The organism is Bacillus sp. FSL K6-1000 (genome assembly GCF_038630785.1).
GTDB lineage: Bacteria > Bacillota > Bacilli > Bacillales > Bacillaceae > Bacillus > Bacillus safensis.
Map to the genome: position 1 here is coordinate 865,341 of NZ_CP152042.1, position 23,496 is coordinate 888,836.

Annotated in this window: 24 protein-coding genes and 1 pseudogene; 17 read left to right on the forward strand and 8 right to left on the reverse strand. The window is 42.2% G+C overall.

Annotation, left to right across the window (positions count from 1 at the left end; genetic code table 11):
* Positions 1-73: 73 nt before the first annotated feature.
* Positions 74-2,668, forward strand: coding sequence for a YfhO family protein (locus MHI46_RS04275; RefSeq protein ID WP_342503134.1), 2,595 nt, complete (start codon positions 74-76; stop codon positions 2,666-2,668).
* A gap of 50 nt (positions 2,669-2,718) precedes the next feature.
* On the opposite strand, the gene MHI46_RS04280 is transcribed toward MHI46_RS04275, so the two are convergent.
* The 3 genes from MHI46_RS04280 to MHI46_RS04290 form a co-directional block, all read right to left on the reverse strand.
* Positions 2,719-3,138 (reverse strand): regulatory YrvL family protein, encoded by a 420-nt coding sequence (locus tag MHI46_RS04280; RefSeq protein ID WP_059377633.1) that lies wholly within the window; start codon positions 3,136-3,138, stop codon positions 2,719-2,721.
* Between the two features lie 69 nt (positions 3,139-3,207).
* Entirely contained in the window at positions 3,208-4,371 is a 1,164-nt protein-coding gene (locus MHI46_RS04285; protein ID WP_024425215.1) for an oxalate decarboxylase family bicupin, read from the reverse strand.
* Positions 4,372-4,466: 95 nt separating this feature from the next.
* Complete coding sequence (locus tag MHI46_RS04290; protein WP_077233742.1) at positions 4,467-4,631, reverse strand: YvrJ family protein; 165 nt, start codon at positions 4,629-4,631, stop codon at positions 4,467-4,469.
* Positions 4,632-4,797: 166 nt separating this feature from the next.
* On the opposite strand from MHI46_RS04290, the gene MHI46_RS04295 reads away from it, so the two are divergent.
* Together MHI46_RS04295 and rsoA are read left to right on the forward strand one after the other, a co-directional pair.
* Complete coding sequence (locus tag MHI46_RS04295; protein ID WP_039177282.1) at positions 4,798-5,400, forward strand: sigma-70 family RNA polymerase sigma factor; 603 nt, start codon at positions 4,798-4,800, stop codon at positions 5,398-5,400.
* A complete protein-coding gene (gene rsoA, locus MHI46_RS04300; protein ID WP_039177285.1) occupies positions 5,348-5,569 on the forward strand; it encodes a sigma-O factor regulator RsoA in 222 nt (73 codons plus the stop codon). The genes MHI46_RS04295 and rsoA overlap by 53 nt, the downstream gene beginning before the upstream one ends.
* Before the next feature lie 25 nt (positions 5,570-5,594).
* Here the strand turns inward: rsoA and MHI46_RS04305 are convergent, their stop codons facing one another.
* Positions 5,595-6,575, reverse strand: coding sequence for a metal-dependent hydrolase (locus tag MHI46_RS04305; protein ID WP_144464364.1), 981 nt, complete (start codon positions 6,573-6,575; stop codon positions 5,595-5,597).
* 191 nt (positions 6,576-6,766) lie between these two features.
* Between MHI46_RS04305 and mutY the strand changes: the two genes are divergently transcribed.
* Entirely contained in the window at positions 6,767-7,867 is a 1,101-nt protein-coding gene (gene mutY / locus MHI46_RS04310; RefSeq protein ID WP_342503135.1) for an A/G-specific adenine glycosylase, read from the forward strand.
* On the opposite strand, the gene MHI46_RS04315 is transcribed toward mutY, so the two are convergent.
* The gene (locus tag MHI46_RS04315) at positions 7,854-8,078 is read right to left on the reverse strand and encodes a hypothetical protein (RefSeq protein ID WP_003217808.1); all 225 of its coding nucleotides are present in this window, start codon (positions 8,076-8,078) and stop codon (positions 7,854-7,856) included. The genes mutY and MHI46_RS04315 overlap by 14 nt on opposite strands.
* 81 nt (positions 8,079-8,159) lie before the next feature.
* On the opposite strand from MHI46_RS04315, the gene fabL reads away from it, so the two are divergent.
* The 10 genes and pseudogenes from fabL (at position 8,160) to MHI46_RS04365 (ending at position 17,707) form a co-directional block, all read left to right on the forward strand.
* On the forward strand, positions 8,160-8,912 hold the full coding sequence (fabL, locus tag MHI46_RS04320; RefSeq protein ID WP_024425211.1) for an enoyl-[acyl-carrier-protein] reductase FabL: 753 nt from the start codon (positions 8,160-8,162) through the stop codon (positions 8,910-8,912).
* A gap of 75 nt (positions 8,913-8,987) precedes the next feature.
* Positions 8,988-9,137: pseudogene (locus MHI46_RS04325) on the forward strand (gamma-type small acid-soluble spore protein); the annotation flags it as partial.
* Positions 9,138-9,311: 174 nt separating this feature from the next.
* On the forward strand, positions 9,312-9,572 hold the full coding sequence (locus MHI46_RS04330) for a YgaB family protein (RefSeq protein WP_039177303.1): 261 nt from the start codon (positions 9,312-9,314) through the stop codon (positions 9,570-9,572).
* Between the two features lie 147 nt (positions 9,573-9,719).
* Entirely contained in the window at positions 9,720-10,250 is a 531-nt protein-coding gene (locus tag MHI46_RS04335; RefSeq protein WP_024425209.1) for a DUF402 domain-containing protein, read from the forward strand.
* Positions 10,251-10,345: 95 nt separating this feature from the next.
* Positions 10,346-12,088, forward strand: coding sequence for an ABC transporter ATP-binding protein (locus MHI46_RS04340; RefSeq protein WP_099663068.1), 1,743 nt, complete (start codon positions 10,346-10,348; stop codon positions 12,086-12,088).
* A 112-nt stretch (positions 12,089-12,200) separates the two neighbouring features.
* On the forward strand, positions 12,201-13,223 hold the full coding sequence (locus MHI46_RS04345; protein WP_106025907.1) for an ABC transporter ATP-binding protein: 1,023 nt from the start codon (positions 12,201-12,203) through the stop codon (positions 13,221-13,223).
* Positions 13,192-14,169 (forward strand): ABC transporter ATP-binding protein, encoded by a 978-nt coding sequence (locus MHI46_RS04350; RefSeq protein WP_081258403.1) that lies wholly within the window; start codon positions 13,192-13,194, stop codon positions 14,167-14,169. The genes MHI46_RS04345 and MHI46_RS04350 overlap by 32 nt, the downstream gene beginning before the upstream one ends.
* Complete coding sequence (locus MHI46_RS04355; RefSeq protein WP_064497767.1) at positions 14,144-15,730, forward strand: ABC transporter substrate-binding protein; 1,587 nt, start codon at positions 14,144-14,146, stop codon at positions 15,728-15,730. The genes MHI46_RS04350 and MHI46_RS04355 overlap by 26 nt, the downstream gene beginning before the upstream one ends.
* Positions 15,731-15,791: 61 nt before the next feature.
* Positions 15,792-16,793 carry an ABC transporter permease gene (locus tag MHI46_RS04360; RefSeq protein ID WP_144516526.1) on the forward strand — a complete coding sequence of 334 codons (1,002 nt, stop codon included), beginning with the start codon at positions 15,792-15,794 and terminating at the stop codon, positions 16,791-16,793.
* A 17-nt stretch (positions 16,794-16,810) separates the two neighbouring features.
* Positions 16,811-17,707, forward strand: a complete 897-nt coding sequence (locus tag MHI46_RS04365; protein WP_342503136.1) for an ABC transporter permease — start codon at positions 16,811-16,813, stop codon at positions 17,705-17,707.
* Positions 17,708-17,935: 228 nt separating this feature from the next.
* On the opposite strand, the gene MHI46_RS04370 is transcribed toward MHI46_RS04365, so the two are convergent.
* Both MHI46_RS04370 and MHI46_RS04375 read right to left on the reverse strand, forming a co-directional pair.
* Positions 17,936-19,009 carry an aromatic acid exporter family protein gene (locus MHI46_RS04370; RefSeq protein ID WP_039177329.1) on the reverse strand — a complete coding sequence of 358 codons (1,074 nt, stop codon included), beginning with the start codon at positions 19,007-19,009 and terminating at the stop codon, positions 17,936-17,938.
* Positions 19,010-19,256: 247 nt separating this feature from the next.
* Positions 19,257-20,552, reverse strand: coding sequence for a glutamate-1-semialdehyde 2,1-aminomutase (locus tag MHI46_RS04375; RefSeq protein ID WP_064497769.1), 1,296 nt, complete (start codon positions 20,550-20,552; stop codon positions 19,257-19,259).
* Between the two features lie 129 nt (positions 20,553-20,681).
* Between MHI46_RS04375 and bcp the strand changes: the two genes are divergently transcribed.
* Together bcp and perR are read left to right on the forward strand one after the other, a co-directional pair.
* Entirely contained in the window at positions 20,682-21,149 is a 468-nt protein-coding gene (gene bcp, locus MHI46_RS04380; protein ID WP_151284168.1) for a thioredoxin-dependent thiol peroxidase, read from the forward strand.
* Between the two features lie 157 nt (positions 21,150-21,306).
* On the forward strand, positions 21,307-21,744 hold the full coding sequence (gene perR, locus MHI46_RS04385) for a peroxide-responsive transcriptional repressor PerR (RefSeq protein WP_003217782.1): 438 nt from the start codon (positions 21,307-21,309) through the stop codon (positions 21,742-21,744).
* 36 nt (positions 21,745-21,780) lie between these two features.
* On the opposite strand, the gene MHI46_RS04390 is transcribed toward perR, so the two are convergent.
* Positions 21,781-22,128, reverse strand: coding sequence for a YgzB family protein (locus tag MHI46_RS04390; RefSeq protein WP_024425201.1), 348 nt, complete (start codon positions 22,126-22,128; stop codon positions 21,781-21,783).
* 189 nt (positions 22,129-22,317) lie between these two features.
* On the opposite strand from MHI46_RS04390, the gene MHI46_RS04395 reads away from it, so the two are divergent.
* Complete coding sequence (locus MHI46_RS04395) at positions 22,318-23,196, forward strand: nucleotidyltransferase-like protein (protein ID WP_024425790.1); 879 nt, start codon at positions 22,318-22,320, stop codon at positions 23,194-23,196.
* The last annotated feature ends 300 nt before the right edge of the window (positions 23,197-23,496 follow it).

Below are 23,496 nucleotides of genomic sequence, written 5' to 3' on the forward strand. Positions count from 1 at the left end.
ACCGGCAAGCACGAATCGCTTGCTGGGTTGTTTTGTTTCAAAGAACAGTGGATCTTTTGTGGAAAGGATTTAGATGATGAAACGTAGATGGATAATCTTAGGGATGTGCCTCATTCTCGCTTTATTAGGACACTCCTTTTTCTTATATGAATATACGCAAGGCCGGTATATGACAGGAGATGGAGACGGGATCTCACAAATGCTCCCATTTAAAAAGCTGCTTTACGATGAATACGTCAAAGGGAACTTCTTTTATTCCTATCAATTCGGTCTAGGCGGCGGTACATATACGCAATTAGGTTATTATTTCACAACCTCGACTGTCTTTATGGTCACAGTCGCTGTCGTCTGGCTGATGAATGCGCTTCATGTCATCCAGTCAACGGACATTCATTTCTGGGCAAATGCCGTCATTTGGCTGAGTGTGATCAAGCTGACACTCATTCTTTTCATCGCTTACCGTGTGCTTCTTTCAATGGTTCAGCATAGGCTGAGCGCATTAACAGGAGCCGCAATTTACGGATTGTCTATTGTGTATTTTCGGCATCAAACATTTTGGGAGTTTTTCACCGACAGCATGATGTGGCTCCCGCTGCTTGTGCTAGGGGTTGAACGGATTTTCAAAACAGGTAAGCCGGCTTGGTTTATTGCGGCGTGCAGCCTGATGCTCATCAACAATTTTTACTTTGCTTATATTCATTTTATCTTTTTAGCGATCTATCTTGTCTTCAGGTATATCATCAAGCTTCGAAGTGAGGAGAATGGGTGGAAGGTGTTCTGGACGCTGGCGGTCTCTACGCTGTTATCCTTTGGAATCAGTGCTGCCTTTTTTGTCCCGTCTGTCTATGGATTTCTTAATAATATAAGACCACCGTATGAACAGGCCATTCCTTGGTTCGAGCTGCATGATCATCTGCTGTTTACAAGCAGGGTGTATTTATTACCTGTGATCTTTCTCATTTGTATGTTCCTCGTTCCGCTTTACCGGAACAGGTGGTTTTTTATGTTTACATCAATCAGCATTCTGCTCATTGTTTTTCACTACAGTCCAAAGATGGCGAGCGTGTTTAATGGTTTTTCAGCACCGCAGTACAGGTTTGAATACATTCTTGCCTTTACAGTTGGAGCGGCCGTAGCCATCACCATCAAGCATTTCTCGCAAATCGAGTGGAAGTGGAAAAAGCGTGCGGTCTTAGGCGCTTGGATCGTGTTTCTTCTCGCAGTCATCTTATCAGAACGAGCAAAGGGAAATATGGATGTTGTTGTATTTACAGCCATAGGACTGCTTGTGATCAGCTTGCTTTTCCTTGTGATTCATGCGGAAAAACGCCAGCACCTTCGTCTCTTTTCAGCTGTGCTCATCGTTGTCAGCTTACTGACAGCAGGCGTGTATCAGCAGGGCTACTTATCTGAAAGAAGCAATATTAAGAGCGTATCAGATACGTATCTGAATAGTGAGGCATATGCTGGACATGAGCAAATGAAGCTCATTCAGCAGATTCAAAGCCGCTCTTCAAAAGATCCGCTTGCCCGGATTGATTGGATGAATGGCGTGCGCAACAATACCCCGTTATTTGAAGGCTTTCAAGGCATGAGTGCGTATTCAAGTATATTGAATCAGCATTTGCTCAATTTCTACTGGAATGACCTGCAAATCGATATGGGACGTGAAAGTGTCAGCCGTTATGCAACAATGGGGGACAGGGTGAATTTATACAGCCTGACCTACGGAAAGTATTATATGAGAGACAATACGATGCCTTACTCACCACCAGCTTATTTTAAGCCAATATTGGAAAGCGAGCATTATAAAGTGTATGAAAATACACGGCCGCTGCCATTTGCAAGAACAACAAGCACGATTTATTCAGAAGAATCCTTAAAGGATGCCTCAGCACTTGATAGAGAGCATGCAATGCTGCAAGGTGTGATTTTAGACAAAAAAGGAAACGCTGAAATTGAACGCACGCCAAATCGAGTCAAGGATACAAAGATTCATACGGAACAAGCCGTATACGAACATGGCGTGCTTGATGTATACGGAGAAACAGGCGGCCTAAATATCACGCTGCCAGATGATATGGCCCGCGCTGGAGATGTGTATGTGAGCTTTTATGTGAAGCGGACAGACCGGAACGAAGGATTTCAGTTATCCGTTGACAACTACATCACCTCACGAAAAAGCAATACATCCATCTACAAAACAGGCGTCAATGAAGTGACGATTCGAGTCCCTGCGGAAAAAATCCTTTCCATTCGAGTACCAAAAGGGACGTATGAACTCGATCAACTAAAGCTGTACCAAGAGCCTTACTGCATCCTAGAAAAGGCATATGAAAAAGAAAAACAGGATAATGGCAGCCAGCAAGTAAAGCTTGAAAACAACCGCTTTACGATTTCATATGATAACAAGCGCGGCGATGATTATATGATCTTGCCAGTACCATATGAAAAAGGCTGGGAGCTCACAGTAAACGGACAGCAGACAGATATTGAACAAGCCAATTACGCCTTTATCGGTTTTCCAATAGAAAAAGGCAAAAACGAGATTGTGCTAACCTACTATCCGCCTTATATCAGAATTCTCGCGTTGATTTCACTCGTCAGTTTGATCGGTGCGATCCTATATGCACGAAGGAAACACAAAAAACACCACTTTTCATCATAAGTGGTGTTTTTTTATCTTCCAAGGGCTGATCGATTATATGAAGCAAATCACTAAGCTTCCTTCTCAAACGAAAACGTCGCATAATCAAACAAAAAATGAAACAACCAAAGGCTTAGGGCAAAGAGAATTTCCTCAGAAGTAGACAGTAAAATGCCGCCCACCAATTCATCTGATAAATAGACAGCACCCCAAATAAACAAAAGATGCATTGAAATGGCATATAAAACGATGGAGCGTTTTTTGGAACGGCACTTTCTAACAACCCTCATGAGCATATGCTCCACATGCTCAAAGGATATCCCAAGTACCACATAGATGCCCATAAATAAAAGCATCGATAAAATCGATTGATAAAAAGCACCAGTTAAATGAAAGAACAGTACACAAAACAACAAAAATATGTAACAGACAGCCGACGCCGCCATGAACCATTTCAGCCCTTGCCATAAAGCGTGAACAGATTGCTGCATAGGTGAATCAACACTCCTTTACATGAAGATACCTGCAAAAAGGACAGCCTTTTTGCAGGAAGTCATACGTTAATCCTCTTTTTTAGGTGCAGCGATCACAGGATGTTTTTCAGTATCAAGCAGTTTTAAGAAATCTTCGCCTTGATCTAAATGATCAAGAACAAGCTGTTTCGGTGTGACCGCAAGCCACTGATTAAGTGAGATATCTGCATAATGATCGCTCTTAAAGATTTCTAAGAAATAAAGCGGTTCGTCGCCTGTATTTTCTACATAATGCCCCATCGCGAATGGGACATATCCAACGTCTCCCGCCTGATAGTTGAAAGTTCTCGCATGTCCATCAGAAGCAAATACCGTCATTCGTGCTTTTCCAGAAATGAAATATTGCCATTCATCCGTATTTGGATGCCAATGCAGCTCGCGAATGGCACCTGGATCAACTTTCACAAGAGCGGATGCAATCGTTTTAGACGCTTTGAAATTGGTAGAGTCCGCAATCCACACTTGTCCGCCGCTTGACGTAATCGGCTCCTGTTTTAACAGCTCATATTTAAAGGAATTCGGGACTTCTCCTTGCTCTGTTTTCACCTTGTCACATTCAAGGGAACCAGGAATTCCTTTTTGGAAAATATACTTTTCTTTCTCTGGCAGCTTGTCAAACTGCTCTTTTGTCATACCGAAGTTCTTAAGCACGACTTCCTCTGGCGTATGGGCAAGCCAATCGGTTACTTGGAACGTACTATTTTCTGAGAATGACCCATCATCAAACACAAGCAAGAATTCAGCTCCCGGTTCAAGTGCTTGGATAGAGTGCGGCAGGCCAGATGGGAAGTACCACAAATCACCCTCAGTCACATCCTCTGTAAAATTGCGCCCCTCTGCATCAACCGATGTAATCCGGGCTTCCCCATAAATCATGTACGCCCATTCCGCTTCCTTATGCCAGTGCAGCTCACGAATCGCACCAGGCTTTAGCCGCATATTGACAGATGCAAGACTTTTAGAGATCGGCAGTTCGCGGACTGTTACCTCACGGGCGTAGCCGCCTTTTTCTAAACGATTGTGTGTATCAGAAAAAGAATATTTCAGGTTGGAGACTGTTCCATGATCGGTTTCTGGCGGCGTGAGCATATCTGGATTTTGTCTGTCCCGCTCGAGATTACGTGGAATTTTGACCGTTGCTCCTTTTTCTCCTCGAATCGGCTGTGGTATTCCATTTTGCTTTTCACTCATGATAAAATCCCCTTTCAACATCGTATTGTGTGAGGTGACTAAAAGGCCTTTCATTTCGCCCTCGTTTTCATAAGGTGAAACGAATCAAGCAGATGTCAATCTGATTCATCATTTTTTTGAGCAGCGACTAATCGTTGGATGAGCTTGCTTAATTCATCAAACTTTCGTTCAAAGCGTGTCAGCAAGTAAACCGTCAAAATGGTAGGGAAGCCAGCCTGACCGAGCTGCTTCAACCATTCCTCTGAAAAAAAGGTCTCCATTTGTCTCACCCCCCAGCGGATACTCGTCTTCTATATAAGTGGTATGAAAGAAGAAAAAGGAAAGCAGAGGGGGATAAAATGAACCATTAGACCCGTTTCACCAAGTTTACTTTTTTTAACTTTTGTCCACTTAATGCTAGTAGAGGGAACAAAGGGGAGGATGCACATGGATTATCGGCTGTTATTGAAAGCAAAATGGAAGGAAATCATTGATCACCCGCTCATTCAGCAGTTTTTAAGCAACCCGAAAAACGAGCAGCTGCTCCGGCAAGTCATGGAAGAGCCAAACGAGGAAAATGCCAAAAAACTAGATTCCGAGTTCAAACAGTTCTATCAGAAAATCCGCATCATCAAGTATATCTCCACAATGATACGCATCTTTTCAGTCGACTTTGACAAACGAGTAAAAAAGAAACAGCAGCGTTTTCCGCTCATACTCGACCATCCTGATACGCAAGAAGTGAAAGACCCTGTTCAAACAGATACGTATGAAGCCGTGCTCTTCAATCAGCAAGACTTAGGAGAACATCTGCAAGATCAAACATTGTACAAGGCCTACCAGCAGCTCACAGAAAAACAAAAAATGGTTCTAACCCAAATCTATGTCGAAGGTCAAACAATGAAAGAAATAGCCGATCAGTTAGGCGAAACAAGACAAAACATCTCAAACATTCACAAAAAAGCACTCAACAAACTAAAAGAAGAAACAGGGGGAGATGTCCGTGCACGAAGACAAAATGACCAATGGAGAAATGGAAGAACTCATTGAAACCTTCACACCCATGATCAAAAAGAAACTACAAAACACGGCATATCAAGAAAGAGAAGACCTCGAACAAGAACTCTATATCAAACTTATCGAAAAAGTAGACCGGCTGATTTACCAAGAAGGACCTGGATTTTGGGAGTTTATTGTGGAATATATGACGAAGTTGTAAGAGTGAAGCACAAAAAAAGACTCGCTCACACAGAGCCGAGTCTTAATTTTTTTTGCAGTTTTTCTTCACTGAAAATCCAGCCGGTATAGGAATTTTTGATTTGATGATCCATGTCAATATGGCAGATCGCGACAAAAGGATAGTGACCTTTGCTGCGGTAGCGTAAATCAATGAACCGCACCTCATAATGATCCTTGTATTTATCCACTTCCCACCGGTAGACAGGGGAGAAGGAGAGAAAGGCTGAAATGTTTTCATCTTGTTTGGCAATTTTCATAATTTCAGAATCAGGGACCGGCACTCGGTTAAAGGTGTCTAAAATGACGACTTCTCCATTCATGCTGCGCCCAACATGGAAAGAGGATTTACATTTCACGGCAATGCGCCATTGTCTGAACTTCATTGTAGGCGAAATGATAATCTCTTCAATTTCATCGAATCGTGCACGCAGTTGACGTTTAATTTGTAGCTGCATAATGACCCTGACGATATAGTAACAGAAAATCACCGCATACAGCGTAATAAACGTATAGCCGGGATGTCCGCCAATCGCCCAAACGACTATGGCGACAAGGTGTGTAAAAAAGATAAACGGATCAAACGTATTAATGATCCCTAGCGCTACCCACTTCTTCGAAAATGGACGAATGGCCTGCGTGCCGTATGCATTGAAAATATCGACAAACACATGAAGCACAACGGCTAATAGTGTCCATAACCAAAGGTGAAGTAAATTCGCCCCCGGCACAAATGGGAAAATCACAGCCGGAATCAGCAATGACCAAAACAGTACAGCCGGAATGGAATGTGTAAATCCTCGGTGATTTCTTATATAAACCGCATTATTTTTTAGTTTTAGCACAGTATCAATGTCTGGTGCTTGGGAGCCGGCGATGGTCGCGATCATCACGGCGTGTGCCATGTGTGGATCTGCGCTGACGGCTGGATCTAAAAGTGCAAGTCCCCCAAGAGAAATGCCCATTACTACATGAGTACCAGTGTCCAATTGATTACCTCCTAGTTGTCATGCTTAGGAACAATCATACAAAGTATACGTCTCCAATCAAGACTATGTGCAAAATCACTTTTGCTTTATCCCGATTTAATGTAACATGTTAACGTATCTACAAACAGTATACAACAAATAAGGTTCTATTCAGAACGTTAGCCCTCGGTCCAATGAGAAGGAGTATAGATATGAAAGACATTCAAGAAAAGCTGGACCGCAAAGATATTGCGGGCTTTCAGCATGATTTAATTGATTGGTATGAAAAAGAACAACGAACATTGCCATGGCGTGAAAATCAAGATCCATACCGCGTCTGGGTATCAGAAGTCATGCTTCAGCAAACGAGAGTGGATACGGTCATTCCGTACTTCAACCGGTTTATGGAGCAATTCCCAACGGTAAAGGATCTCGCTTTAGCTGATGAAGAAAAGGTCATGAAAGCATGGGAAGGTCTTGGCTACTACTCAAGAGTGCGTAATTTACAGGCAGCTGTGAAAGAAGTATATGAATCCTACGATGGCATTGTCCCTAATACGAAAGAGCAATTTTCAAAGCTCAAAGGTGTAGGCCCATATACGAGCGGCGCAGTGCTGAGTATCGCCTATAACAAGCCATATCCTGCGGTAGACGGCAACGTTATGAGGGTCATTTCTCGTATTTTGTCCGTATGGGATGATATTGCAAAACCAAAAACGAGAAATATTTTCGAATTTGCGGTCGATCAGCTCATTTCCCGGGAAAAGCCGTCAGAATTCAATCAAGGGCTGATGGAGCTTGGTGCGCTTATTTGCACTCCAACATCCCCTGCCTGCCTCATTTGCCCTGTGAACATGCATTGCTCGGCACTCGAGGAAGGCGTTCAGCATGAGCTTCCAGTGAAAAGCAAAAAGAAAAAGCCGACTGCAAAATCAATGGCAGCAGCGGTGTTATTTGATGACGCAGGCAACCTATATATTCATAAGCGGCCAAGTACAGGCCTTCTTGCGAATTTATGGGAATTTCCTAACGTGGAAACCATGAAGGGAAGAAAAACGGAAAAAGAGCAGCTGATTGATTTCTTAAAAGAGGAGGCGGGTGTACAAGCGGAGCTTGGTGATTTAGAAGGCACCATTCAGCATGTATTTACCCACCTCATCTGGAATATTTCTGTTTTCTTTGGACGAGTTACCTCTGTATCTGATGACATGATGCTGAAAAAAGTCACAACAGAAGAATTTGAGGCGTATGCTTTGCCAGTCTCACACCAAAAAATTTGGAAACTGGCACTTGAGCAGCCTAGTCGTATTTAACCGTTGTACCGTGGGTATAATCAGCTTCATTTCGGTGCAGACCCCCGCGGTCTTCGATTTCAGAAATGATTTCTCGATACTTAGATTGCCCTTCTTCGTTCAAATAAGGTAAAATTTGTTGGAAAGCATGATGAAAGTAAGCAAGCTCAGTATCTTTCCATTGATCCTTGGACATCATGCCAAGCTGGCTTAAATCGCGTCCGACATACATGAATGTAACCTCCTAATAGGAACTTTCCTATTAGTGTGAAGCGAATGAACGAAAACTATTCAAATCAGGAGATGAACCATAATGAGTCAACGTAAATGTGCATTAATTACAGGAAGCAGCAGAGGAGTAGGGAAAGAAGTGGCCCTTCGCCTCGCTGAAAAAGGATATGACATTGTCATTAACTATGCGAGAAGCAAAAAAGCCGCACTTGAAACAGCGGAAGAAATTGAAGCGATGGGCGTTAAAACATTGGTTGTTAAAGCCAATGTTGGCCAGCCTGAGAAAATCAAAGACATGTTTCAGCAAATCGATGAAACCTTTGGCCGTTTAGATGTATTTGTGAACAACGCGGCATCAGGGGTTCAGCGTCCAATTATGGACCTTGAAGAAAATCATTGGGATTGGACGATGAATATCAATGCGAAAGCTTTGTTATTCTGCGGACAAGAAGCGGCGAAACTAATGGAGAAAAACGGGGGCGGACATATCGTCAGTATTAGCTCTCTTGGCTCTATCCGCTACCTTGAAAATTACACAGTAGTCGGTGTATCAAAAGCAGCACTAGAAGCTTTAACACGTTACCTTTCAGTGGAGCTTTCACAAAAAAATATCGTCGTCAACGCTGTATCAGGCGGCGCGATCGATACAGATGCACTTAAGCACTTCCCGAACCGTGAAGAGCTTTTAGAAGATGCGAAGAAAAACACACCTGCCGGCCGAATGGTGGAAATTAAAGACATGGTCGACAGCGTGGAATTCCTTGTATCAGGCAAAGCAGACATGATTAGAGGCCAGACGATTATTGTCGATGGCGGACGTTCTTTGCTTGTTTAAAAAATTCATGAATAGGATGTACACCTTCTGCACAAATTAATGTGCGTGGAGGTGATAATGATGGATCAACAACAAAACAAAACAAACGCACAACAAGTGAAGAAACAAAACCAAGCTGCTGCACAAGGTGGTCAATACGGCACTGAATTTGCTAGCGAGACTGACGCACAGCATGTAAAAAAATACAACCAAAAAGCTGAGCAAAACAAACAACAAAACAGCTAATCACTGAAACAAAGGAAAGCACTTCATATACGAATGAAGTGCTTTTCTTTTTGCCTCGCACCACCATCCGACAAAACCTGTAAAACCTCTACATAAACAGTCAAAGGATTTCCTCCTTCTTTCAAGAAATGGTATACATACAAAAAGTGGATTAGATGAAAAGGGAGGAGTTAGATGTCTGATTTCGATCAGCTTGTAAAAGAACAAATGCAGCTCATGGATCAGCTGCTCGACGTGCAGGGAGAACTCGATCTATGCTTAGAAACAGAAAAACAATTGCTGCAGGATGAAAAAAAAGAAGAGTGGCATAGGCTTTGTGATCAGATCAAACAGAAACGTGAGGAACTGCAAAAAGTGCAAACCTTATTTACAAAACAGACAGAAGAGGTCATCAATTCATATAAACAGATGGAAAAGAGTTCTAGCGTGATGTAAATCAGTGTGCCGTTCAATTGGGTTGAATGGCTTTTTCATTTCATTTTTTAATGATGTAACGGTATAATATAATAGAGACATGTTTAGTTGGGAAATTAGGTCTTTGGACTGTTAGGTTTGTTTGTTATAGAAAGTAGGGGAGAAAATATGGGCTATCCCAAGGAAGGAGAAACCATCCAAATTCAAAGCTATAAACATAATGGCTTGATCCACAGGATTTGGAATGAAACCACCATTCTGAAAGCAACGGAATTGTGTATCATTGGTGCAAACGACCGTACAATGGTGACTGAATCCGACGGCCGTACTTGGATGACGAGAGAACCGGCTATTTGCTATTTCCATGCAAAACAATGGTTTAATGTAATTGGGATGCTTAGAGATGATGGGGTATATTACTACTGCAACATCAGCTCTCCTTTTGCGACAGATGATGAGGCAATTAAGTATATTGATTACGATTTAGACGTCAAAGTCTTTCCAGACATGACGTACAATATTTTGGATGAGGACGAATATGCAGATCATAAGAGGCAGATGAATTATCCAAAAGAAATCGATAGCATCTTAAGAGAGCATCTAAATACATTACTGCATTGGATTCACCAGCGGAAAGGTCCGTTTGCTCCTGAATTTGTGGATATGTGGTATGAACGTTTTTTACATTATACAAAATAAGCAAGAGCATCAAAAAACCTGTTTGGCTTTTTAGGCTAACAGGTTTTTGACTGCGTACGGATAAGAGGCACTGATAGATTGGGAAGGAGATTTACATGGGGGTCATTAAACGCTACATGGCTTTTGTAACACCGTATAAAAAACAGATTGCATTGACAATGGTCATCGGGATGATTAAATTCTCGATTCCGTTAACATTGCCTCTGCTTTTAAAGTATGTCATTGATGATGTCATTCAAGGCTCGGGGTCGCCTGAAGAAAAGACATCAACTCTACTGATCATAATGGGAATCATGCTCGTATTATTTTTAGTGATGAGGCCGCCTGTTGAATACTATAGACAATACTACGCGCAGTGGACAGGCAGTAAAGTATTGTTTGATATTCGGGAGAAGCTGTTCTCGCATATTCAAAAGCTAAGTCTTCGTTATTATGCCAACACGAGAACAGGAGAAATTATTTCAAGAGTGATCAACGATGTGGAGCAGACAAAGGAATTTGTTATCACAGGTCTCATGAACATTTGGCTGGATATGATGACTGTACTGATCGTGATCGCCATTATGTGTACACTGGATCTGAAGCTCACGATCGTGTCTGTCATTATTTTTCCACTATACGCGTTTGCAGTAAAGTATTTTTACGGACGGCTTCGTAAGCTGACAAAAGAGCGGTCACAGGCGCTGGCTGAAGTGCAAGGACACCTGCATGAGCGGGTACAAGGAATGCCGGTCATTCGCAGCTTTGCGATTGAAGAATATGAACAAGAGAATTTTCATGATGAAAACAAAAATTTCTTAAACAAAGCAATCAACCATACGAATTGGAACGCCAAAACATTTGCTGTCGTCAATACCATCACCGACATTGCGCCGCTGTTAATCATTGCATTTGCGGGCTACACAGTAATTAACGGATCGCTGTCGATCGGGACCATGATCGCCTTTGTCGGCTATATTGACCGGATGTACAATCCGATTCGCCGTCTCATTAACTCATCTACGACGTTAACCCAGTCCGTTGCGTCAATGGATCGGATCTTTGAGTTTATTGATGAGCCATATGAGGTCACAGACCGGCCGAATGCAAAAGAAGCCAATCATTTAAAAGGAGAGGTCGAGTTTAAAAATGTGTCGTTTCGTTATGAACACACGCAGGAAGAGATTCTGCACAATATCTCCTTAAAAGTAGAAAAAGGACAAACGGTTGCCCTTGTAGGAATGAGTGGCGGAGGAAAATCGACACTCGTCAGCTTAATTCCAAGGTTTTATGATGTCACAAACGGGTCACTTGAAATTGACGGCATTGATATAAAAGAGTACAAAGCAAGAAGTCTTCGAAATCAAGTCGGAATGGTGCTGCAGGATACATTCCTATTCAGTGACACGATTAAAGAAAATATTGCGGTTGGTGACCCTGAAGCACCTTTTGAAAAAATCGTGTCGGCTGCAAAAGCGGCAAATGCGCATGATTTTATTATGTCTCTTCCTGAAGGATATGACACGAAAGTAGGAGAACGGGGCGTAAAGCTGTCAGGCGGACAAAAACAGCGGATTTCGATTGCAAGGGTATTTCTAAAAAATCCACCGCTGTTGATTTTAGATGAAGCAACGTCTGCACTTGATTTAGAAAGTGAGCATTACATTCAAGAAGCGATGCAAAAGCTGGCGAAGGATCGCACAACTTTTATTGTCGCACACCGCTTATCAACCATTACACACGCTGACCAAATTGTGGTCATGGAACAAGGCGAAATAGTGGAAAAAGGAACACACGAAGAATTAATGAACCAAGACAGTCACTATCGTCATTTATTTACCATTCAAACATTAAATTAGTAGAAGCCTATCCGATTCTAGCGGATAGGCTTTTTTATGCTTGTCAAAAACATGACATATTTCCCAGCTTGTCTCAATACAATTTTAAAAAGTATGACGGGGTGGTGAATATGTGAAAGAACAAGACGTGCTGCTAGATGTCAAACAGCTGTCCATTGCGTTTCAGCAGAAAAAGCAAAAAGTGCCCATCGTCCATCACATATCGTTCTCGATACAAAAAGGGGAAACGTTAGGAATTGTGGGCGAATCTGGCTGCGGGAAAAGCATCACAAGCATGTCATTGATGGGTCTGAATCAGCAAACCGATACAACGGGCGAGGTTCATTTCGAAGGGCAAAATCTGCTGTCACTTTCAGAGAAACAGTGGCGAGAGATAAGAGGAAATGACATTTCGATGATTTTCCAAGAGCCCATGACTTCTCTGAATCCATTAATGACCATCGGCAAACAAATGACGGAAGCCCTTTTCACACATCAATCAATCGGTCAAAAAGAAGCAAAAGCGAAGGCGATTGATCTGCTTCAAACAGTTGGGTTGAAGCAAGCAGAATCGCTGCTGAAAAAATATCCACATGAATTATCAGGCGGTATGCGCCAGCGTGTGATGATTGCAATGGCAATGCTTTGTCACCCAAAACTCATGATCGCTGATGAACCGACAACTGCACTTGATGTCACCATCCAAGCGCAAATCCTTCGTCTACTCAAAAAGCTGAACGAAGAGATGGACACAGCTATTTTATTTATAACCCACGATCTAGGCGTCGTGCGGCAAATATGCCAGCGAGTCATGATTATGTATGCCGGTCGAATTGTAGAAGAAGGAACCGTTGACCGTATTTTTCAAAAACCTCTGCATCCCTACACGAAAGGTCTTTTCGCCTCAGTTCCATCGTTTAAAGAGAAAAAAGAAAAACTCATCTCTATTGCAGGTCATGTGCCTAAGCCAGGTGCCATCCGGTCCGGCTGTCAATTTGCACCACGCTGCCCATATCAAATGGCGCAATGTCTTGAAAAAGATCCAGCCTTACAATCTATTGAACAGAATCACCGCGTGGCATGTTTTCTAATGGAAGGAGGAGAAGACACTGAGTCACCCACTTTTGCAAGTGAATCAGCTGACAAAACGGTATGACACAGCTGCTTTTTTTTCTAAACATAAACAATTGACTTTGGCTTTAAATCAAGTCTCCTTTCACGTGAAGGAAGGAGAAACGCTTGGCATTGTTGGTGAATCAGGCTGCGGGAAATCAACACTTGGCAAAAGCTTGATGAGATTGACTGAACCGACGTCAGGCTCTATTCAATTAAAAGGGCAGGAGATCACCCTTCTGAAAGAACGAGACATGCGTTCCTTAAGAAAAGATATTCAAATGATCTTTCAAGATCCTTATGCTTCTTTAAATCCGAGAATGAAAATCAAAGATATTTTAGAGGAACCGCTGATTGTTCATCATCATGGGACGAAAGCAGAAAGACGGAAACGGGTTAAAGAGATGCTGCACATTGTTGGATTTGATCCTTCCTACGGGGAACGTTATGCGCACCAATTCAGCGGCGGACAAAGGCAGCGTATTGGCATTGCTAGAGCGCTCATTACGCACCCAAGTCTTGTCATTGCCGATGAACCAGTTTCGGCTTTAGATGTATCCGTTCAAGCGCAAATTTTGAATTTGATGCTTGAATTACAAAAGACGCTTTCTCTGACGTATCTATTTATTTCTCACGACCTTGGGGTTGTCAGATATATGAGCGACCGGATCGCCGTCATGTATGCTGGGCGCATTGTCGAGATGGGGCCTGCCGAAGAGGTGTTTCACAGCCCGCTTCATCCCTATACGTCGCTGCTTCTGAAATCCATTCCACATATGGATCACGTACTAGAGTCGCAAGATGTGGCAGCAGAAGAGACCACAATGGCGGAACGCGGCGGCTGTCCTTTCTACAAAAGGTGTCCAAAAAGATGGGAGAAATGCCTGAAAGCCGTTCCTGCTTTGCATGAGAAGGAATCGGGACATGCGGCTGCATGTTATTTATATCAAAAGGAGGAACACAATGAAGAAGACATGGTTATTCAGTAGTTTCATTTTTGTGCTGGTACTGGCGCTCTTTTTAGGGGGATGCTCGTCTTCACCGACATCGGAAGAAAAGGCAACAAAAGATACCCTCGTATTTGGCAGAGGGGGAGATTCCACTTCACTAGATCCAATCACAACGACAGAAGGTGAAACCTTCAAGGTCACAGAGAATATATTTGAAAAGCTTTTGAATTACGGTGAGAAAGATACGACCATCCATCCTGGCCTCGCAACAGAATGGGATGTTGCAAAGGACGGAAAATCATACACGTTCTACTTAAGAGAAGGTGTGAAATTTCACGATGGCACAGATTTTAACGCAGAAGCAGTGAAATTCAACTTTGACCGCTGGATGAATGGAGACGCAGAAAAGTTCCCTTACTATGGCATGTTTGGCGGCTATAAAAAAGATAAAGGGCATGTCATTAAAGACATCATCGTCAAAGGCGAGCATGAAATTGAATTTCAGCTAAAGCGCCCGCAGGCGACATTCCTTAAAAACATCGCTATGTCACCATTTGGCATTGCCAGTCCAGCGGCTGTTGAAAAAAGCGGTGATTCATTTAGAGAAAATCCGGTGGGGACAGGACCATTCAAGTTTAAAGAGTGGAAGCAAAACGACCGTATCGTGTTAGAAAAGAATGAGGATTATTGGCAGAAGGATAAACCAAAGCTGAATCAAATCATCTTCCGCTCCATTCCAGAAAACTCTGCTCGTTTAAATGCCCTTAAAACAGGCGAGATCGACTTAATGGATGGCGTGAATCCGTCAGATTTAGATGGCATTAAAACCGACAAAGCACTCCAGCTCATTGAAAGACCATCGATGAACGTAGGCTATATCGGTCTGACCGTCACAAGAAAGCCGCTTGATAACAAGCTCGTTCGTCAGGCACTCAATTATGCGGTTGATAAAGAATCGATTATTGAGTCATTTTATGGCGGACTTGCTGAGCCAGCAAAAAATCCATTGCCGCCAGCTTTAGAAGGCTACAATGATGACATTGAGCCATATCCGTATGATCCAGAAAAAGCGAAAGAACTATTAAAAGAAGCGGGCTTCCCTGACGGCTTTCGCATCAAGCTTTGGGCAATGCCTGTACCACGTCCATACATGCCAGATGGGATGAAGGTAGCAGAAGTCATTCAGTCAAATTTTGAAAAAGTCGGCGTCAAAGCAGAAATTGTGACATATGACTGGGCGACCTATTTAGATAAAGCAAGTAAAGGGGAAGCGGATGTGTTCTTATTAGGCTGGACAGGAGACAATGGCGATCCTGATAATTTCATTTACACACTGCTGGACAAAGACAGCATTGGCGGTAACAACTATACATTCTTCGAAAACGATAAAATGCATGACATCCTCATTGAAGCGCAAACAGACACAGATCAAAAGAAACGAAATGAGCTGTATAAAAAAGCACAGGAAATCATTCATGACGAAGCACCTTGGATTCCATTGGTGCATTCAATTCCAATGCTTGCCGCATCTAATGATTTAAAAGGCTACCAGCCGCATCCAACCGGTTCAGAAGCTTTAACTGACGTGTATTTCGAATAAGCAAATAAGGGAGATCTTATATCTCCCTTATTCAAACAAAGATGAAGGCGGTGAAAGCTGTTTGTTTGCTTATTGTATGAAGCGGGCAGGAATGCTCATCCCAGTACTGATCGGAATGACATTGGTCGTGTTTTCAATTATTCGTTTTATACCTGGAAATCCAGCGCAGGTCATCTTAGGACAGCGGGCAACGAAAGAGGCAGTAGAACAATTAACGATCCAGCTCGGTTTAGATCAGCCATGGTATGTTCAATACGGTCATTATATGCTTGGACTTTTAAAAGGGGATTTAGGAACTTCCATTCGAACAGGAGCGGCTATTGCCCAGGAAATGAAACCTTACTTATTTGCGACGTTAGAATTGACCTTTTTTGCCATGGTGCTGGCGATTGTCGTGGGAGTGAATGCCGGAATCATTAGTGCTTGGTTTAAGCATTCTTTCTTTGATTATGCCGCAATGTTTATTGCACTCATCGGAGTGTCCATGCCAATTTTCTGGTTAGGCTTAATGGGGCAGTGGCTGTTCTCGATCGAATTAGGTGTTTTGCCGACAACGGGTCGAGAAAACGTAAGGAATCCAGTCGAATCGATTACGTATATTCATACACTGGACACGCTTTTGCAAGGCCGGTTTGATCAATTCGCTGACAGTATCAAGCATTTGATCTTACCAAGTACAGCACTCGCGACAATCCCTGCAGCGATTATTGCGAGAATTACAAGGGCAAGTATGCTGGAAGTGCTTCATTCAGATTTTATTCGAACAGCAAAAGCAAAAGGGGTACGTTCATTGTTCATCATTTATCAGCATGGTCTGAAAAATGCGCTCATTCCGATCTTGACGATTATTGGTCTTCAGACAGGCCTCTTACTTGGTGGAGCGATTTTAACAGAAACCATTTTTGCTTGGCCGGGAATTGGCCGGTATATATATGACGCCATCAGTTATCGTGATTACCCAGTCATTCAAACAGGCATTCTCGTCGTTGCGCTCATATTTGTCCTGATCAATTTCATTGTGGACATCTTGTATGCGGTTATTGATCCAAGGATTAAATATTAGGGAAGGAGAGTGACAATATGGAAGCACAAAAAGAGCTTGACCCACCTCAGCCAAAAGATGAACGCCCTCAATCATTGATTCTTGAATCAATGAAACAGTTCTTTCAGCATAAGCTGGCGGTCATTGGCAGTGTGATTGTCTTTTTATTTCTCATCCTAGCGATCTTTGCACCGCTCATTGCTCCTTATGGAATCAATGAACAATCACTTGGTGAGCGATTTAGTGACCCCTCAGCTGCACACTGGTTTGGTACAGATGATTTCGGTAGAGATATCTTTTCAAGAGTTGTGCATGGAGCACGGATTTCCTTATGGGTCGGTTTCTTCTCGGTTCTCGGGTCTGTCATTTTAGGCACACTGCTTGGATTGATAGCTGGCTATGGCGGAAGAGTGCTAGATGCTGTGATCTCGAGATTGTTTGATATTTTACTTGCTTTTCCTAGCATTCTCTTAGCGATTGCTATTGTCTCCATCCTAGGCCCCTCCTTACAAAATGCCCTTATTGCCATTGCGATTATTAATGTCCCAACTTTTGGACGGCTCGTTCGTTCAAAAGTACTGAGTATTAAACAAGAAGAATACGTGCTGGCAGCAAAGGCGGTTGGGATGTCACACCGCCGCATCGTGCTGCGCCACATTCTGCCAAATAGTATGGTGCCGGTCATCGTACAGGCGACGCTAGCGATCGGAACGGCAATTATTGAGGCAGCGGCTTTAGGCTTTTTAGGATTGGGTGCACAGGCGCCAAGTCCAGAATGGGGAAAAATGCTCGCCGACGCGAGACCTTATCTCGTTCAAGCCCCTTGGACATTATTCTTCCCAGGGATAGCAATCATGCTGACGGTTCTAGGCTTTAACCTGATGGGGGATGGATTAAGAGACACACTGGATCCTAAAATGAAGAAAATAAAATAAGACCGATTCTCAGAATCGGTCTCAGCGCACTGACAAACCCTCGCATTCGGTGTCAGTCCTGCGTGCCGGTGCTCACGAATACTCAATTCGCTCCGCTCCAGTACTCGTTCTTCCTAGACTGCAAAGGTTTTCAGAGCACGCTGAAAAGAAGACAAAGAGATAAAATCAAGATCATTTTAGCTCTTTGTCAACAATTTAAGACCGATTCTAGGAATCGGTCTTTTCTGTTTATGCTTCTTTTTCTTCTGTCTCAATTTCACTATCTTTTGGGTGATACGTCTGGAAGCTTGTAATCAATGTATCTAAATGCTCTAATTCATCACGGTACTCAATGATGCTGGACATGACATTCAGCATATTGTAATCGAGTAAGTCGTTTTCTTGGTTTTGCTGATGCTGAATAAATGATTTCGTTAACGTCTCAAGGCGAAGAGAGCATTCATTTTGAAATTCATCGTCCTGCGGCTTCATTTTTCCGACGAATTTCATCAAGGTGCGCTCATGCCAATACAGTAAATAATCAATTTCATCCGTTAGGCTTTCCCTGAAATGCTCTGGCATCAAATGAATCTCATTTTCTAATTTATGAAGCTTTTTCAGCAAATATAGCGCGCGATTTGATGCCATAATGGCCTGCCTGAACAAAACAAGCTTTCTTGATTTGACATAGGTGGTTTTCTTTAAATAGCTTCGTTCTTCTTTGTATAACAAGTAAATGTGATCTAATTTGATCATGCGTTCTTTTATTTGATCGATGTCATCCTTTAAAGTGGAATGATCAGTAGACTGTCTGGAGGTCAGACGGATCCATTTTAAAATCTCCTCCGTATTTTCCATAATGTGATGAACAAGCTTTGTTTCATACTTTGGCGGCAGGAAGATTAAATTCACTAAAAATGAAGAAAGAACTCCTAACACCACAGTAGCTGTTCTAATTAAGGCAAAGGAAAGGAAATGATCCCCTGCACTTTCTAAAATCGCGATGACGGTTACAAGTGCAATTGGAATTGTGTGTTCAATCTTCAGCTTTAAATTAATGGCGATAACCATGACGGCGGTTAAACCGATAATGACTGGTCCTGTGCCAAAAAGCAGACCGAACGTAATGGCAAGTGCTGCTCCAATAATATTGGCTTGCACTTGATCAACAATAGTTAAAAAAGATCGATAAATAGATGGCTGGATAGCAAATACAGCTGCAATTCCCGCGAAGACGGGCGTTGGCAACCCAAGCCATGTTGCCAGGTAAAGCGCGAGTACAATGGCAATACCAGTTTTTAAAATACGGGCTCCAAGTTTCATTGGTTTTGTCCCTGCATTCCTTTCTTTTCGATAATAGATGATCACTCGTCATTTATCATTCATATTTTGATGAAACAACTAAGTAATATACAGCGGTCTTCCGAAATATTCAAGTGATTTTTGAAAGTTCATGAAAACATCAAAAGAAGGTATTGAGAAGAAATGTAACAGATTCGCACGCTTTTGACAAACAAGAGCTGGTCAATAAAAAAACAGGCGCATGTTTTTACGCCTGTTTTGGACTTCATTATGATTGTTTCAGCTGTGCAAACGCATGATCTACTGCTTGCAGCGTCTCGGAAATATCTTTTTCAGTATGTGCAATTGTTAAGAACCAAGCTTCATATTTAGAAGGAGCGAGGTTAATGCCTTGCGCGAGCATTAATTTGAAGAAGCGGGCAAACATTTCGCCATCCGTATTTTCAGCCTGCTCGTAGTTCACAATCGTTTCTGTTGTGAAATAAATTGTGAGAGCACCTTTTAAGCGATTCACTGTAATATCTACTTGATGCTTTTTGGCATGGGTTAAAATGCCTTCTTCTAACATAGCGCCAAGCTGATCAAGACGTTCGTAAACGCCATCTTCTTTTAACACTTCCAAGCAGGCAATACCTGAAAGAATGGATGCAGGATTTCCTGCCATTGTGCCAGCTTGATAGGCTGGTCCAAGCGGAGCAACTTGCTCCATAATTTCTTTTTTACCGCCGTAAGCACCGATAGGAAGTCCGCCGCCAATAATTTTTCCTAATGCAGTAAGGTCAGGTTTTACTTGAAGCAAGTCCTGTGCACCGCCATACATAAAGCGGAAAGCGGTAATGACTTCATCATAAATCACCAGTGCGCCTTTTTCATGTGTGAGGTCATTGACCTGCTGCAGGAAACCGTCCTTAGGTTCCACGATGCCGAAGTTCCCGACAATTGGCTCGACAAGGACAGCAGCTACTTCATCGCCCCAGCGATCCAATGCTTCTTTATAGCTGTCAATATCATTAAATGGAACGGTAATGACTTCATTGGCGATACTCTTTGGTACACCCGCGGAATCAGGTGTTCCTAAAGTGGAAGGACCAGAGCCTGCTGCCACTAGTACAAGATCAGAGTGGCCGTGATAGCATCCGGCAAACTTAATAATTTTTGTTCTGCCTGTATATGCGCGAGCTACTCGAATCGTTGTCATCACCGCTTCTGTACCTGAGTTGACAAAACGAACTTTGTCCAAAGCAGGCATGGCTTCCTTCAGCATTTTAGCAAAAGTGACTTCATGCTTCGTTGGTGTTCCGTAAAGGACACCTGTTTCAGCCGCTTTCGTGATGGCTTTTGTAATATGCGGGTGGGCGTGTCCTGTAATAATTGGACCGTATGCTGCTAGATAGTCGATATAGCGGTTTCCGTCAACATCCCAAAAATAAGCGCCTTCTCCTCTTTCCATCGCAACGGGTGAACCGCCGCCTACTGCCTTATATGAACGAGACGGGCTGTTGACACCTCCAACAATGTGCTCCAGCGCCTCTTGATGTAATTTTTCTGATTCTGTGAATTTCATAAATAGCCTCCTATCTCAACGTATCACGTCGTCTATCATTATTTTAACATGCCGATGCAAGCGTCCTTAGTTGAATATCCTCTCAAAATTGGATAGGCTAATTAAAAAATAGGTTGGAGGGATTGTGTCATGACAATCGAAGTAGGGCAGCAAGTACCTGACATTGAATTAACCGGTGACAATGGGGAGAAAGTAAAGCTTTCTGATTTTAAAGGAAAACATATTGTTCTTTATTTCTATCCAAAAGATATGACACCAGGCTGTACAACAGAAGCATGTGATTTCCGCGACCGCCATCAAAGCTTTGCAGAACTAGATGCTGTCATTATCGGCGTAAGCCCAGACAGTCAGGACAAGCACCAAAAGTTTAAAGAAAAACATGATTTGCCGTTCCTGCTTCTTGTAGACGATAAACAGAAATTGTCTGAAGCCTTTGGCGTATGGAAGCTGAAAAAGAATTTTGGCAAAGAATATATGGGGATCGAGCGTTCAACGTTTCTTATTAATAAAGAAGGCACGCTTGTGAAAGAATGGCGAAAAGTAAAGGTAAAAGACCACGTGGAGGAAGCGCTTGAGGAATTGAAAGCTCACGCTTAATATCCTCACAGGATGAGATCGGCAGTCATGCCGGTCTTTTTTTAAAAGAAGAATAGGTAAAAAAGAGGATTGTAATTGACAAAGTTTCGGCTCTGGGGGTACACTATTTATAAAGATTACAATATAAGAATATTTTTGAAGAGAGGTGCATGATGAAATGGCTGCTCACGAACTAAAAGACGCTTTAGATGCTCTAAAAGAAACCGGTGTTCGAATTACTCCGCAGCGCCATGCCATCTTGGAGTTTCTCGTAAATTCTATGACTCACCCAACCGCAGACGATATATATAAAGCACTTGAAGGAAAATTTCCAAATATGAGTGTCGCAACGGTTTACAACAATTTACGAGTCTTCCGGGAATCTGGATTAGTAAAGGAATTAACGTATGGTGATTCCTCAAGCCGATTTGATTTTGCGACATCTGACCACTACCATGCGATTTGTGAAAACTGCGGAAAAATCGTGGACTTTCACTATCCTGGCCTTGATGAAGTTGAACAGCTTGCATCCCATGTGACGGGCTTTACAGTTAGTCATCATCGCTTGGAGATCTATGGAACTTGTCAAGAATGTGCGAAAAAAGAAAATCATTAATGAAAAAAGCTGACCGGTTAAATGGTCAGCTTATTTTTATGACTTTTTTCGATTGTAGGATTCATCAAACTCTTTACCTTCTAATGCTGGATCAAGTGTAAGCGGCTCCCTGCAATGCATGCACATGTCCACACGCCCAAGCACTTTTGTTTCCTTCTCACAGCCTGGACAAACGACACGTACTGCCTTCGTAGAAAGCATACCAATCCAAAAGTAAACGGCTGTACTTAATCCAATCGATAAGACGCCGAGCAGCATAAAGAAAGTCGACAGCCAGATCGATTCCTTGAAGAACACACCGATATACATGATCAGAAAGCCAACAAAAACCAAACTAAGTGCAAATGTTCTGATTTTATTAATCTTACTGGAGTATTTCGCCATCCCTAGTCCCCCTTGTCTCCAATATAGCACATTTTACCTTTCCGTTTGAATTAGTTATAGAGTTTTGTGAATAAATTGCTTATAATGATTCAATGATCTTTTTTCATGTATTGAAGGAATTTTGATTCTATGAGGAGAAATACATAGCATTAGAGAAGAACTTTACACCCGAGTATTGGAGGAATCACTATGGAAAATCTTCTCCGTCCTATTTATCAAGAGAGAGCAAGCCATCCAGATACATTAGCTGTGATTATAGTAGAAAGAAGACATAAAGTATCTTCTGAGACGGATAACTTTGATGCAGCACTTTTAGTCATCGTAAAAGAAGCGGAAGAGCCGTTATTTATCAAGCACTATGAATCCGATCACCAAACAGCTTCTTTAAACGTTGTCACAGATGATCAACTGAAGGAATGGATTACCCTTGGTACTAACCGTCGAATCATCGATTGGATTTTGAATGGAAAAGTCCTGTTTGATCGAAATGAATATATTTTCAACTTAATTGATGAACTAAGTACATTCCCGTTTTCAAACCGCAAGCTCAAAATCGGTTTAGAATATGGCAAGCTCATTCGCAGATATATAGAAGGAAAAGCATTTTTTGAGTCAAATCAATTCCTTGATGCATATAATTCCATTGTGCATGCCCTGCATCACTTAGCACGTATTGAAGTAATTGATAAAGGCTTCCACCCAGAAGTGACCGTTTGGAACCAAGTGCGTCATATGGAGCCCGAAGTATACAAACTTTATTCAGAACTGATTGAAAGTCATGAAAGTCTGCATAAGCGTTTAGAACTTTTATTTTTAGCAAATGATTTTTTGATCCATTCAAAAGCAGAAATTGGTGCCGCTCATTTGCGTCATGTCATGGAACAGAAGGATATATGGCTTTTTGGTGAGCTTCTTGCCCACCCTGATCTAAAGTATTTTACACCTGACCTTAGCGTGATGATTGATTTCTTTGTGGAAAAAGGAATTGTTCAAGTGGAGCCGATTGAGACAAAGGGACAAAAAATCTATCATCGAGGATATTTTGTGAAAAAAGATATTGACGCATGAATATTATGATGGTATATTATTAAACGTCGCTAACGAGCAACTGAGTTGCTTTGAAAGAAAAGCTGACAAAAAGAAATTCTAAAAAACACTTGACGCACACGGTGCTCAAATGTTATATTAAGAAAGTCGCCTCTGAGCGATAACGAACATGATCTTTGAAAACTAAACAAGACAAAACGTACCTGTTAATTCGAGTTTTTATAAAAAAATCCTATGATACTTCATAGGTAGTCAGTCAAACGCTGACGAGGCAGGAAATGATCACATGCTAAGTTCGCTACATCGTGTAGCAAAGCATGT

What these genes read in the sequence shown, in the direction of transcription:
- MHI46_RS04330 (WP_039177303.1), top strand. Translation starts at nt 9,312, where the DNA reads ATGTCTGATTTCGATCAGCTTGTAAAAGAACAAATGCAGCTCATGGAT.
- MHI46_RS04340 (WP_099663068.1), top strand. Translation starts at nt 10,346, where the DNA reads ATGGGGGTCATTAAACGCTACATGGCTTTTGTAACACCGTATAAAAAA.
- MHI46_RS04280 (WP_059377633.1), bottom strand. Translation starts at nt 3,138, where the DNA reads ATGCAGCAATCTGTTCACGCTTTATGGCAAGGGCTGAAATGGTTCATG.
- perR (WP_003217782.1), top strand. Translation starts at nt 21,307, where the DNA reads ATGGCTGCTCACGAACTAAAAGACGCTTTAGATGCTCTAAAAGAAACC.
- MHI46_RS04390 (WP_024425201.1), bottom strand. Translation starts at nt 22,128, where the DNA reads ATGGCGAAATACTCCAGTAAGATTAATAAAATCAGAACATTTGCACTT.
- MHI46_RS04290 (WP_077233742.1), bottom strand. Translation starts at nt 4,631, where the DNA reads ATGGAGACCTTTTTTTCAGAGGAATGGTTGAAGCAGCTCGGTCAGGCT.
- rsoA (WP_039177285.1), top strand. Translation starts at nt 5,348, where the DNA reads ATGTCCGTGCACGAAGACAAAATGACCAATGGAGAAATGGAAGAACTC.
- MHI46_RS04295 (WP_039177282.1), top strand. Translation starts at nt 4,798, where the DNA reads ATGGATTATCGGCTGTTATTGAAAGCAAAATGGAAGGAAATCATTGAT.
- mutY (WP_342503135.1), top strand. Translation starts at nt 6,767, where the DNA reads ATGAAAGACATTCAAGAAAAGCTGGACCGCAAAGATATTGCGGGCTTT.
- MHI46_RS04375 (WP_064497769.1), bottom strand. Translation starts at nt 20,552, where the DNA reads ATGAAATTCACAGAATCAGAAAAATTACATCAAGAGGCGCTGGAGCAC.
- MHI46_RS04365 (WP_342503136.1), top strand. Translation starts at nt 16,811, where the DNA reads ATGGAAGCACAAAAAGAGCTTGACCCACCTCAGCCAAAAGATGAACGC.
- MHI46_RS04355 (WP_064497767.1), top strand. Translation starts at nt 14,144, where the DNA reads ATGAAGAAGACATGGTTATTCAGTAGTTTCATTTTTGTGCTGGTACTG.
- MHI46_RS04275 (WP_342503134.1), top strand. Translation starts at nt 74, where the DNA reads ATGATGAAACGTAGATGGATAATCTTAGGGATGTGCCTCATTCTCGCT.
- MHI46_RS04285 (WP_024425215.1), bottom strand. Translation starts at nt 4,371, where the DNA reads ATGAGTGAAAAGCAAAATGGAATACCACAGCCGATTCGAGGAGAAAAA.
- MHI46_RS04395 (WP_024425790.1), top strand. Translation starts at nt 22,318, where the DNA reads ATGGAAAATCTTCTCCGTCCTATTTATCAAGAGAGAGCAAGCCATCCA.
- fabL (WP_024425211.1), top strand. Translation starts at nt 8,160, where the DNA reads ATGAGTCAACGTAAATGTGCATTAATTACAGGAAGCAGCAGAGGAGTA.
- MHI46_RS04315 (WP_003217808.1), bottom strand. Translation starts at nt 8,078, where the DNA reads ATGTATGTCGGACGCGATTTAAGCCAGCTTGGCATGATGTCCAAGGAT.
- bcp (WP_151284168.1), top strand. Translation starts at nt 20,682, where the DNA reads ATGACAATCGAAGTAGGGCAGCAAGTACCTGACATTGAATTAACCGGT.
- MHI46_RS04335 (WP_024425209.1), top strand. Translation starts at nt 9,720, where the DNA reads ATGGGCTATCCCAAGGAAGGAGAAACCATCCAAATTCAAAGCTATAAA.
- MHI46_RS04370 (WP_039177329.1), bottom strand. Translation starts at nt 19,009, where the DNA reads ATGAAACTTGGAGCCCGTATTTTAAAAACTGGTATTGCCATTGTACTC.